The organism is Micromonospora ferruginea (assembly GCF_013694245.2).
GTDB classification, from domain to species: domain Bacteria; phylum Actinomycetota; class Actinomycetes; order Mycobacteriales; family Micromonosporaceae; genus Micromonospora; species Micromonospora robiginosa.
Genome location: NZ_CP059322.2, coordinates 5538130 through 5549807 on the forward strand (window position 1 = coordinate 5538130; position 11678 = coordinate 5549807).

Consider the following 11678-nt stretch of genomic DNA (forward strand, 5'->3'; position numbering starts at 1 on the left):
TGAGGGGTACCCGCGGCGGCGCACCCACTGGTGACCATGGATGCGCACTGTCAGGATGAGGTCACCTCACGTGTCGTGGGAGGCGCCGTGGACTTCCGACAACCATCCGACGAGCCGGCCGACGACGACGTCGAGGGCGACGAGGAGGGCGGAACCCGGTCGGCCGACGTCGGGGCCGCACTCGGGGCCGATCTCGGGGTCGATCTCGGGGCCGAGGCGAGGCCGGCTTCGCCGCCGGTCGAGGTCACCCGGGTCGGCGGTGCACCGAACCTCGCCGACCCGGCCGAGATCCCGAAACCCTCACCGCCGGGCAGGGCTGTCCCGAGGCGTACGCCGGGCGCGGGCGCCCCCGCCGCCGCGCTGCGTACCGGGGCCGGCCCGTTACCGATCCGGCAGCGCTGGCTGGCGGTGGACCTGATCGTCGCGACGGCGTCGCACGCCGAGGTGCGGGTGGCCGGTGCGGCCCGACTGTTCCCGGCCGGCGCGGTGCACCTGGAACGGTCGACCGCCGTCATCGGGCGCGACTGCGTGCTCCAGCACCAGGAGCACTACCACCTGCACCACCTGGAGGTCTCGTTCGACCTGCTCACCTCCTCCACGGCGGTGATGGACCGACTCCGGGAGGCGATCGCCGCCCAGGGCGACCGCGGCCACGTCGATCGGTTCCGGCATGCGGTGCGGTCGCTGCGCGACCCGGAGCCGCGGTCGGCCGGGGCCGGCGAGTACCGCACCAGGGTGCGGGACGGGTGTGCCGTCACCGCCATGGCCTCGACGCTTGTCCTTGAGGACCGCGCGCGGGTGAAGCACACGATGCGGTTCGTCAGCGAACTGACCACCATCGACGCGGTGACGCTGCTCGCGGATCACCCTGCGCTCGCGACCGAGTTCGTGCGCCGTCTCGCGTCGGGGAAGGGCGCGTCCCACGCGGAACTGACGCGGCTGTTCGCCCGTGCTGCCGGCGGTCTCGGCGATGTCGACCTGATCCGGGGCGCGACCGACCTGCGCGACCCGGACACGCACGTCTTCCGAGCCAGGGGTCGTGAGGTCGTCGAGGACGCACCCGTCGTACTGATCGGCGACGGCAACGAGATCGATCACCGGGTGAGGGTGCGGCGCCCGGGTGGTGCGCTCCGCCTGTCCCCCGGCTTCGACGTGATCAGCGTCGTGGCGAGGGAGGAACTGGTCGCCCGCCGGGAGGCCGAGGTGGCGGCGCGGGAACAGAAGCTGGCCGACGAGCACGAGCGACTGGCCGAGGTGCGGCGTGGGCTCACCAAGAAGGCGGCTTTCCTGGCTGAACTGGGGCGGGAGTTGGACGCCCGCACGCCGAAGCCCGACCGGGGTCAGCGCCCGCCTGGCGAGGGACGGCCGAAGCCGCCGCAGGACCGGTGGCAGTGGGGACCAGGTGACCACGGTCTCGGCCCGGCCGCGGGGCTGTGAGAGAAGTCGGATCCGAACAGGGGGAGCAGATGACGAAGTGGGTGTTGCCGCTGGTGATGGGGGCGGCGTCGGTGGGCGTCGTGGTGTTCCTGGCCAATCGCGAGCTCATGGCCGCCAGCCAGTACGCCGCGATCGGCGGTTTCCTCGTGACGTTCGCTACGTTCGGCCGGAACCTGTGGCGGGAGTGGCGAGGCGCGGACGCCGAGAAGCCGGAGGGGCCACGCCCGGCCCCGTCCACCCGCACCAGTTGGACGATCGGCGGCACCGGCAACAACGTGATCGTGAAGCCGAAGAAGAAGGTCAACATTCACACCGCGTACGGGCCGGACCCCGACCGGAAGCCCGACCGCTAGAGGCGCAGCGACTCCGGGGTGTGCAGCCGGAGCATGGTGGTGCCGACGTCGCGGGGCAGGCGACGGCGGCTGGCCATCGACACCACCACCATCACGGTGAACGCCAGCGGCACCGTCCACGCGGCCGGCTGGGTGGTCAGCGTCGCCGGCCACCCGCTCAGCGGCGGCCCGAGCACGGTGAGCAGTACCGCGCCGATCGCCGCGCCGCCGCCGACCAGCACCCCGGCGGCAGCGCCCAGGTCGGTCAGGCCGCGCCACCAGATGCCGAGCACCAGCAGCGGGCAGAAGCTCGACGCGGCGACCGCGAACGCCAGCCCCACCACCTGCGACACGTCCAGCCCGGAGACGTTCAACGCGAGCACCGCCGGCACCGCGCCGGCGATCACCGTGGCGAGCCGGAAGCCGCGCACCGAGCCGCGGCCCAGCACATCCGTGGAGATCACCCCGGCCACGCTGGTGAGCAGGCCGGACGAGGTGGAGAGGAAGGCCGCGAACGCCCCGGCGGCGACCAGCGCGGCGAGCAGCCGGCCGGTCACGCCGTCGCCGAGCGCCGCGCCGGGCAGCAGCACCACCACCGCGTCGGTCTGGCCGGTGACCAGCAGTTGCGGGGTGTAGATGCGGCCCAGCACGCCGTAGATCGTGGGCAGCAGGTAGAAGACGCCGACCAGGGCCAGCACCACGAGCGTGGTGCGCCGGGCGGCGGCGCCGTCGGGGTTGGTGTAGAAGCGCACCAGCACGTGCGGCAACCCCATGGTGCCCAGGAACGTGGCCAGGATCAGCGAGTACGTCGCGAACAGGCTCCGGTCGTCGTCGCCGGCGGTGTCCGGCAGCAGCCAGTCGGTGGCGGCGATGGCCGCGCCGGACACCTCCGGCACCGGGTCGCCGGCGGCGAAGTCGAGGCGATCGCCGGGGCGTACCTCCCGGACGTCGCCGTCGGGCAGGGTGAGCGTGGCACGGTGCTCGACCACCACGGTGGTGGCGGTCCGGAACGCCGGCCCGTCGGGCGGCGTCACCGCCGGGCGGGCGTCGGCCTGCCACTGCAGGGCCAGGAAGATCGCGGGTACGGCGAGCGCGGTGAGCTTCAACCAGTATTGGAACGCCTGCACGAAGGTGATCGCCCGCATCCCGCCCAGCGCCACGTTGGCGGTCACCACCACGGCCACCAGCAGCGCACCGACCGGGTAGGGCGAGCCGGTCAGCGTGGCCAGCGTCAGGCCGGCGCCCTGCAACTGCGGCACCAGGTAGAGCCAGCCGATGAAGATCACGAAGACGGTGGCGAGCGTGCGCAGCCGGCGCGAGCCGAGCCGCACCTCGCAGAAGTCGGGCAGGGTGAACGCGCCGGAGCGGCGCAGCGGCGCGGCCACGAACAGCAGCAACGCCAGGTAGCCGGCGGCGAAGCCGACCGGGTACCAGAGCACGTCCACGCCGTACTTGAGGATCAGACCGGCCACGCCGAGGAAGCTCGCCGCGGACAGGTATTCCCCGCCGATCGCGGCCGCGTTCCAGGTCGGGCTGACCGCCCGGGACGCCACCAGGAAGTCGGAGGTGGTGCGGGCCAGGCGCAGCCCGTAGAAGCCGATGCCGACGGTGACCAGGGTGACCGCGACGATCGCCGGGACCACGTAGCCGTTGCCCATCAGCGCTCCGGCCGCTGGACCAGGTCGACGAAGTCCTGCTCGTTGCGTTCCGCGAGCCGCACGTAGGCCCAGCCGACGACGATCAGGAACGGGAAGGCGGCCACTCCGAGCAGCAGCCACGGCAGGTTGACCCCGAACATGGTGACCCGGCCGACCGTGGGCGCGATGGCGAACAGCCACGGCAGCCCGCCCAGCCCGATCAGCACCAGCAGGCTGAGCCGCAGGGCGAGCGAGAGCTGGGCGCGCATCAGTCCCTGCACCAGCGTCTCGCCGACCCGGGTCTGCTGGGCCAGCTCGGAACGGGTGCGGTCGGCCCGGTTGCCGGTGCGGGAGACCTCGGCCAGCACGATCCGGGTCCGCTGCGGGGGCGTGCGCGGGCCGGGGGCCGCCTCCACGGGCCGACCCGCCGCCTGCGACTCCTCGGCTGCGGTCATCCCCGGCAGTCTCGCCTGCCCGGCGCGAATGTCAAGCGCAGCGCGGACGCCCTGTGCACAACCTGTGGATAACCGGCCACACCTGTGGACAACCCGGTGGATGAGCGTGGAGTCGTTGTGGACGACCGCACGTCGGGTTTCAGCGACCCCAGTCCTGCTTGGCGGCGCGCACCAGTTTGTCCTTCAGCTCCCGGGTGTGCCGGCGGCTCACCGGCAGCTCGGTCCCGTCGATCACCACCACGTAGCCGGAGTTGACCAGCCGCAGCTCGGCGATGAGCCGCAACTGCACCAGATAGGACCGGTGGACCCGGACGAAACCCGCGTCCGCCCACCGCTCGGCGAGCGTCGCCAGCGAGACCCGGACCAGGTGCGAGCCCTCCGCGGTGTGCAACCGGGCGTAGTCGCCCTGCGCCTCCACCCACCGCACCGCCGAGCGGGGCAGCATCCGGGTGGTGCCGGCCAGCTCGACCGGGATGGTGGGATCCTCCTCCGCCCGGGCCAGCGCGGCCGGATGCGACGGCACCACCCGGGACCCCATCACCCGGCGCAGCGACTCGGCCAGCCGCTCGGCGCGCACCGGCTTGCGCACGTAGTCCGTGGCGCCCAGGTCGAACGCGTCCACTGCGCCGTCGTCGTACGCGGTGACGAACACGATCGCCGGCGGCCGGGCGAACCGGCGCAGCACCCGGGCCAGCTCCATGCCGTCCAGGCCGGGCATCCGGATGTCGAGGAAGACCACGTCCACGTCGTCGTCGCGGAGCACCCGCAGCGCCTCGGTGGCGTCGCCGGCCGTGTGCAGCCGGGCCACCCGGGGGTCGGCGCGCAGGTGGTAGGCCAGCTCGTCCAGGGCCGGCGGCTCGTCGTCCACCGCCAGCACCCGCAGGAAACCGGTGCCGGAGATCGTCATGAGGAGACCCGGACGCCGGGATGGAACTTCGGCACCCGCATGCTGACCTTCGTACCCGAACCCAGGCCGGTCTCGACGACCAGGCCGAACCGGTCCCCGAACGCCGACCGCAACCGCTCGTCGACGTTGGAGAGGCCGACGTGCTGCCCCGGGTCGTCGGTCGGGTCGCTGCCGACGCCGGACACCTCCGCGATGCCCGCGGTCAGCGTGGTCGGATCCATCCCCACTCCGTCGTCCTCCACCATGATGTGACACTCGGCGCCCGCGTCCCGGGCCTCGATGCTCACCATGCCGGTGCCCGGCTTGCGGGACAACCCGTGCCGGACCGCGTTCTCGACCAACGGCTGGAGGCACAGGAACGGCAGCGTCACCGGCAGCACCTCCGGGGCGATCTGCAGGCGCACCTGGAGCCGCTCGCCGAACCGGGCCCGCTCGATGGTCAGGTAACGGTCGATCGAGCGCAGCTCCTCGGCCAGCGTGGTGAACTCGCCGTGCGCCCGGAACGAGTAGCGGGTGAACTCGGCGAACTCCAGGATCAGCTCGCGGGCCCGCTCCGGGTCGGTGCGCACGAACGAGCCGATCGCGGTGAGCGCGTTGTAGATGAAGTGCGGGCTGATCTGCGCGCGCAGCGCGCGCACCTCGGCCCGGGCCAGCCGCTCCCGCGACGAGTCCAGCTCGGCCAGGGCGAGCTGGTCACCGGCCCAGTGCGCGGTCTCCAGCGTCGCCTGCACCAGGCCCGGCGCGGGTCGCTCGTCGGCCACCGCCACCAGCGCGCCGACCACCCGGCCGTCCGCGCTCAGCGGTGCCACCACCGCGCCGCGTACCGGGCAGTCGACCAGGTCGCAGTGCAGTTCCGACTCCTGGAGCACGGTCGAGCGCCCGCTGTCGGCCACCCGCCGCGCCGCCGCGACCAGTTGGTCGCCGTGGTGCGCGCCGCTCCCGTCGACGGCAAGCAGCACGTCCCGGTCCGTCAGCGCCAACCCGGCCGCGCCCACCAGGGCCCGCAGATGGCGTACGGCCTTCGCCGCGCCCGCCGCGCTCAGGCCGGCCCGCAGCGGCTCGGCGGCCAGGCCGGCGGTGTGCAGCACCTCGTAGGTGGCACGTTGGGTCGCGGTGGCGATGCCCCGGCGGGCCCGCAGCCGCAGCACCGCCCAGAGCGCCGCGGCCAGCGCGGTGACCAGCGAGACGACCGCGAAGACCGCCGAGAGGTTGGCACCCACCCCGCGAAGGCTAGTACGCGCCCTTGCTGGCGAGCACCACCCCGACGGTCCGCCACAGGATGCTCAGGTCGTACGCCAGCGACCAGTTGTCGACGTAGTAGAGGTCGAGCCGGACCGCCTCGTCCCAGGAGAGGTCGGAGCGGCCGGAAACCTGCCACAGCCCGGTCATGCCCGGCCGCACCAGCAGCCGGCGCCGGACGTCACCCAGGAAGTCGCCGTCGTCGGCGGGCAGCGGGCGCGGGCCGACGAGCGACATCTCACCCCACAGCACGTTGATCAACTGGGGCAGCTCGTCCAGCGACGACGCCCGCAGGAAGCGGCCCACCGGGAAGACCCGGGGGTCCTGCTTCATCTTGAACATCATGCCGTCGGTCTCGTTCTGGTCGACCAGGCCGGCCAGTCGCTCCTCGGCGTCCACGTACATGGTGCGGAACTTCCAGACCCGGAAGGTGCGCCCCTCGTGCCCGACCCGGGACTGGCGGAAGAACACCGGGCCGGGGTCGGAGATGCGGATGGCGAGCGCGACGGCCAGGAAGAGCGGGGAGAGCAGCAGCAGCCCCAGCCCGGACGCGACCCGGTCCATCAGGCTCTTGAGCAGCAGCGCCGGGCCGGAGAGCGTCGGCTCCTCGACGTGCAGCAGCGGCAGGCCCTCGATCGGGCGGATGTGCACCCGGGGGCCGGCGATGTCGGTGAGCTGCGGCGCGACCACCAGGTCGACGCCGGAGCCCTCCAGTTGCCAGGCCAGCCGCCGCAGCTCACCCGGCTCGGCGCTGGCCGAGCCGCAGACCGCGATGGTGTCCCCGCCGACCTCGCGGACCAGGGCCAGCACGTCACGACCGGCGTAGACCGGGACCGGGGTCTCCAGGCCGCGGGCCGCCGCGTACCCGTCGGTCAGGTGGATGGCCACCGGCACCAGACCGACGCCCGGGTTGCGGGTGACCGTGGTGAAGACCTCCAGGCACTCCGGCAGCGTGCCGACCAGGACCATCCGGTGCCCGGCCTGCCCGATCCGGCGGCGCAGCGCGTGCAGGCTGCCCCGCGCGATCATCCGGCCGAGCAGGATCAGCATCAGGGCGCCGAGCAGTGCGAAGCCGACCGTCCACCGGGACAGCGACGTCACCGTGGCGAAGGCCAGGAACGACACGGTGGCGGCGACCGCCACGCCGGAGCGGATCACCCGCTTGTACTCGTCCGGGCCGAGGCCCAGGTAGCGCCGGTCGTACGCCCGGTTGCCCCAGAGGATGAGCACCCAGCCGAGCGGCAGCAGCAGGAACGCCACCGTGTAGAACCACACCTGCGGCGAGTTCTTGAAGCCGGAGTCGGCCTGCTCGAAGATCTGCACGGCCAGGAAGCTGGCCAGGGCCGCCGCCCCGAAATCGAGCAGCAGCAGGATCGCGATGTAGGGGCGGTGCCAGCGGGAGACCCGACGCCGGGCGCGAGCCCACCCCGACCGGGGTACGCCGTTGTGGGACGGCGGTGTCGGCGGCTGGATCTCAAAGCTGTCGACGTGCCGCACGCTCTTGCTCCGGCCTGTGTCGGTTACCGGGCGCTGGAGGCTTGTCGTCACCTCAACCCATGTCCTCCCGCATGACCCGTGCCCTCACTCGCCGTGAGGACCCGGGTCGCTCACCGTTCCAGTCTCCCACGCGTTCGGGTGGGATCTGGCCGGCTCCCAGTCAGTTGTGAAGCCGGGGACCGAGCCACTATACCGATGGATGGCGGCTCGGGTAGAGCCGCCGAGTGGGACCTTCCGCGATCCCGGGACGATTCCGCTCAGTAACCGGCCGGTGCGATTACTCACCGTACGAGTCGGGACAACCTTCGGTCAGCCAGCGGCTTGCCGCCGGTCTGGCAGGTCGGGCAGTACTGGAGGCTGGAGTCGGCGAACGACACCTCCCGCACCGTGTCGCCACAGACCGGACACGGCAGGCCCTTCCGGGCGTGCACCTTGAGGCCCGAGCGCTTCTCGCCCTTCAGCTCCGCGGCCCGCTGCCCCATCGACCGCCGGACCGCGTCGCCGAGCACCGTCCGGGTCGCCGCGTGCAGGCCGGCGAGCTGCTCGTCGGTGAGCCGGTCGGTGATCGCGAACGGGGAGAGCCGCGCCGCGTGCAGGATCTCGTCCGAGTACGCGTTGCCCACGCCGGCCAGCACCGACTGGTCGGTCAGCACACCCTTGACCTGGCCCCGGCGGCTGCGCAGCCGCTCGGTGAACGTGGGCAGGTCGGCCGCCAGCGCGTCCGGGCCCAGCTTCGCCACGCCCGGCACCAGGGCCGGGTCGGTGACCAGATAGGCGGCCAGCTTCTTCTGGGTGCCGGCCTCGGTCAGGTCGAACCCGGAGCCGTCGTCGAGGCGCAGCCGCACCGCGATCGGCCCCTTGCCGGGCCGCAGCGGGGTCGCCGACCCGAATGCCTCCCGGTAGTGCAGCCAGCCCGCGCGGGCCAGGTGCACCACCAGGTGCAGGTCGTCGCCGAACCGGACGTCCAGGAACTTTCCGTACCGGCCGGCGCCGGTCACCGTCCGGCCGGCCACCGCGCTCGGCGGCGGGTCGTACGTCTTCAGCGCGTTGATCGAGGCCACCTCGAACCGCTCGACGCGCCGGCCGACCGCCCGCTCGCGCAGGTAACCGGCGAGCGCTTCCACCTCCGGTAGTTCAGGCACGGGACAACGGTAGCCTTCTTTCCCGTGAGCGCGAGGAATGAGCTTGCGAGTCCCGCAGTCGCGAACGAAGGGCAAGCTCAGTGAGAATCGTGGTGGCGCACAACCGGTACCGGGAAGCCCAGCCGTCCGGTGAGAACACCATCGTCGACGCGGAGATCGCCCAGCTCACCGCGGCGGGCGTGGAGGTGCTGCCGTTCCTGCGCAGCTCCGACGAGATCCCGTCGATGTCGAAGGCGGCCAAGGCGCTGCTGCCGATCTCGCCGATCTGGGCCCCGAAGGCCCAGCACGACCTCGACCGCCTGCTGGTCGAGCACCGGCCGGACGTGCTGCACCTGCACAACCCGTACCCTCTGCTCTCGCCCTGGGTGGTGCGGACCGCGCACAAGCGCGGCGTGCCGGTGGTGCAGACGGTGCACAACTACCGGCAGGTCTGCTCCTCCGGCCTCTACTTCCGCGACGGCGTGATCTGCCAGGAATGCCGCGGTCGCGCGCTGGGCGTGCCGGCGATCGTGCACCGGTGCTACCGCGACTCCCGCGCGCAGAGCGCGCTGATGGCCACCACGCTCGCCGTGCACCGCCCGACCTGGCGGTCGGTGGACCGCTACATCGCGTTGACCACGGCGGTGGCTGATCATCTGCGCGACTACGGCATCCCGGACGAGCGGATCGTGGTCAAGCCGAACGCGGTGCCCGACCCGGGCATGCCGGTGCCGCCCGGGAACGGCTTCCTGTTCATGGGCCGGCTCAGCCCGGAGAAGGGGCTGGACCTGCTGCTCTCGGCGTGGCGGCGGCATCCGGTGGGCACGCTCGGCCCGCTGCGGATCGCCGGGGACGGCGAGCTGCGACCGCTGGCCGAGGCGGCCGCCGCCGAGCGGCCCGACGTGATCTACCTGGGCCAGCTCGACCGCCCTGGGGTACGCGCCGCGCTCGCCGACAGCGCCGTGGTGCTGGCCACGTCCACCTGGCACGACGTGCTGCCCACCGTGATCATCGAGGCGCTGGCCGCCGGCCGGCCGGTGCTCGGCACCGCGCTCGGCGGCATCCCGTACCTGGTCGGCGCGGACTCCCCGCGCGAGCCCGCCGGCACCGGCCCGGCCGAGGTGGCGACCGCCGCGCCCGGCGAAGGGCACGTCCCGTTGCCGGTCGGGGTGCAGCGCGGCGAGGCCGGCTGGGTGGTGGCGCCCGAGGTCGACGCGCTGGCCGCCGCGCTGCCGCTGGCCTCGTCCGAGGCGTCCACGCTGGCCGGGGCGGCGAGGAGCCGCTACGAGCGCACGTTCCACCCCGACGTGATCACCAAGCGCCTGATCGACATCTACACCTCCCTGTCCTGACCGCCCTCCCCTGTGCGGCGCGGCCCACCCGACCGACGCGGAGCGGAAAGTGTCGGGTGATCGGCGCCGGTGCCGCCGCACGATGGGGGCATGGACGACACGACACTGGTGTCCCGGTTCCTTCGCGACGGCTTCGTGAAGGTGCCGGGCGCCGTCGCACCGCGCGTGGCCGCGGACTGCGCGCGGCTGCTGTGGCGGGAGACGGGCTGCGACCCGGACGACCCGGCCACCTGGACGCGGCCCGTGCACTGGGTGCCCGGCATGGCGCAGGGGCCGTTCGCCGCCGCGCCCAATTCCCCGTTCCTCCATCACGCGTACGACCTGCTCGTCGGCGCGGGACGGTGGGAGCCGCGTTACTCGCTGGGCACGTTCCCGCTGCGCTTCCCGCACGAGGACGAGCCGGACGACGCGGGCTGGCACATCGAGGGCAGCTACCTGCCGGAGGGCGCGACCTGGTACTTCACGAACGTCCGCTCCCGGGACCGGGCGCTGCTGATGCTGTTCCTGTTCAGCGAGGTCGGCGCGGAGGACGCCCCGACCCGGATCCGGGTCGGCTCACACCTCGACGTGCCGAAGGTGCTGGAGAGGTACGGGGAGGACGGGGCGAGCGGGCTGGACCTCGCGCCCGAGCTGGTGGCGGCCTCCGACCACCGGCCGCTCGCCCTGGCCACCGGGTCGCCGGGCGACGTCTTCCTGTGCCATCCGTTCCTGGTGCACGGGGCACAACCGCACCACGGGACGCGACCGCGCTTCATGGCCCAGCCGCCGCTGATGCCGGCCGCGCCGTACGAGCTGGAACGGGCCGACGGCGCGTACTCGCCCGTGGAGATCGCGATTCGCCGAGGGCTCGGGCGGGACACCGGGTGCGGGTGAGCGGCCGCAACGCCCGGTTCCAGCAGTGGGAGGCTCTGCTCCGCAACCGGGCCAAGCGGCAGCGTCGCGGCGAGTTCCTCGTGCAGGGCGTGCGCCCGATCGCGATGGCCGTCGAACACGACTGGGAGGTCCGGGAGCTGCTCTACGACGCCGAGGCCCAGATGTCCGGCTGGGCACGCAAGGTCCTGGACACCGTCCGGGCCGAGACGTTCGCCGTCTCCCGTGAACTGATGCACGAGCTGGGCGGCAAGGCGGACACCGTGCCGGAGCTGCTGGCCGTGGTCGCGTCACGGGCGGACGACCTGTCCCGCATCCCGGCCGGGCCGACCATGAACGTCGTCGTGTTCGACCGGCCCACCAGCCCGGGCAACATCGGGACGCTCGTCCGGTCCGCGGACGCCCTCGGCGCGTCCGGCGTCATCGTCACCGGCCATGCCGCCGACGTGTACGACCCGAAGGCGGTGCGGGCGAGCACCGGCTCGCTGTTCGCGCTGCCCGTGGTCCGGGTGCCCGCGTACCAGGCCGTGCTGTCCTGGGTCGCCGACGTGCGCGCCGCCGGCGTCGGCATCGGAGTCGTGGGCACCGACGAGCACGGCGCACTGGATGTCGCCGAGTACGACTTCACGCGACCCACCCTGACCCTGATCGGCAACGAGACCACCGGTCTCAGCGTCGGCTGGCGTGCGGCCTGCGACCAGCTCGTCCGGATCCCGATGTCCGGGGCCGCCAGCTCCCTGAACGCGGCGGCCGCCGGGACCGTCGTCCTCTACGAGTCGGCACGCCAGCGCCGTGCCGCCCCGGTGGCGCCTCGGCAGCGTTAAGAAGGGG

At 73.0% G+C, this 11678-nt stretch carries 11 protein-coding genes; 5 read left to right on the plus strand and 6 right to left on the minus strand.

The window, feature by feature from the left end:
• Positions 1-87: 87 nt before the first annotated feature.
• Positions 88-1437 (plus strand): hypothetical protein, encoded by a 1350-nt coding sequence (locus H1D33_RS24630; RefSeq protein WP_181570903.1) that lies wholly within the window; start codon positions 88-90, stop codon positions 1435-1437.
• A gap of 29 nt (positions 1438-1466) precedes the next feature.
• Positions 1467-1790, plus strand: a complete 324-nt coding sequence (locus tag H1D33_RS24635) for a hypothetical protein (protein WP_181570902.1) — start codon at positions 1467-1469, stop codon at positions 1788-1790.
• Here H1D33_RS24635 and H1D33_RS24640 read toward each other — a convergent pair.
• The 6 genes from H1D33_RS24640 to H1D33_RS24665 all read right to left on the minus strand — a co-directional run bounded on the left by H1D33_RS24640 (position 1787) and on the right by H1D33_RS24665 (position 8646).
• Positions 1787-3427 (minus strand): sodium/solute symporter, encoded by a 1641-nt coding sequence (locus tag H1D33_RS24640; protein WP_181570901.1) that lies wholly within the window; start codon positions 3425-3427, stop codon positions 1787-1789. The genes H1D33_RS24635 and H1D33_RS24640 overlap by 4 nt on opposite strands.
• Positions 3427-3861 carry a hypothetical protein gene (locus H1D33_RS24645; RefSeq protein WP_246411899.1) on the minus strand — a complete coding sequence of 145 codons (435 nt, stop codon included), beginning with the start codon at positions 3859-3861 and terminating at the stop codon, positions 3427-3429. The genes H1D33_RS24640 and H1D33_RS24645 overlap by 1 nt, the downstream gene beginning before the upstream one ends.
• Before the next feature lie 139 nt (positions 3862-4000).
• The gene (locus H1D33_RS24650) at positions 4001-4768 is read right to left on the minus strand and encodes a LytR/AlgR family response regulator transcription factor (RefSeq protein WP_181570900.1); all 768 of its coding nucleotides are present in this window, start codon (positions 4766-4768) and stop codon (positions 4001-4003) included.
• Positions 4765-5988 (minus strand): sensor histidine kinase, encoded by a 1224-nt coding sequence (locus H1D33_RS24655; protein ID WP_181570899.1) that lies wholly within the window; start codon positions 5986-5988, stop codon positions 4765-4767. Before H1D33_RS24655 ends, H1D33_RS24650 begins: the two co-directional genes overlap by 4 nt.
• Before the next feature lie 10 nt (positions 5989-5998).
• Complete coding sequence (locus H1D33_RS24660; protein WP_181570898.1) at positions 5999-7504, minus strand: sugar transferase; 1506 nt, start codon at positions 7502-7504, stop codon at positions 5999-6001.
• A 281-nt stretch (positions 7505-7785) separates the two neighbouring features.
• Positions 7786-8646, minus strand: a complete 861-nt coding sequence (locus tag H1D33_RS24665) for an Fpg/Nei family DNA glycosylase (protein ID WP_181570897.1) — start codon at positions 8644-8646, stop codon at positions 7786-7788.
• A gap of 80 nt (positions 8647-8726) precedes the next feature.
• Here H1D33_RS24665 and H1D33_RS24670 point away from each other — a divergent pair, with 80 nt between their 5' ends.
• The 3 genes from H1D33_RS24670 to H1D33_RS24680 all read left to right on the plus strand — a co-directional run bounded on the left by H1D33_RS24670 (position 8727) and on the right by H1D33_RS24680 (position 11671).
• The gene (locus H1D33_RS24670) at positions 8727-9977 is read left to right on the plus strand and encodes a glycosyltransferase family 4 protein (RefSeq protein ID WP_181570896.1); all 1251 of its coding nucleotides are present in this window, start codon (positions 8727-8729) and stop codon (positions 9975-9977) included.
• A gap of 90 nt (positions 9978-10067) precedes the next feature.
• Entirely contained in the window at positions 10068-10850 is a 783-nt protein-coding gene (locus H1D33_RS24675; RefSeq protein ID WP_181570895.1) for a phytanoyl-CoA dioxygenase family protein, read from the plus strand.
• Positions 10841-11671, plus strand: coding sequence for a TrmH family RNA methyltransferase (locus tag H1D33_RS24680; protein ID WP_246411897.1), 831 nt, complete (start codon positions 10841-10843; stop codon positions 11669-11671). The genes H1D33_RS24675 and H1D33_RS24680 overlap by 10 nt, the downstream gene beginning before the upstream one ends.
• Positions 11672-11678: the final 7 nt, after the last annotated feature.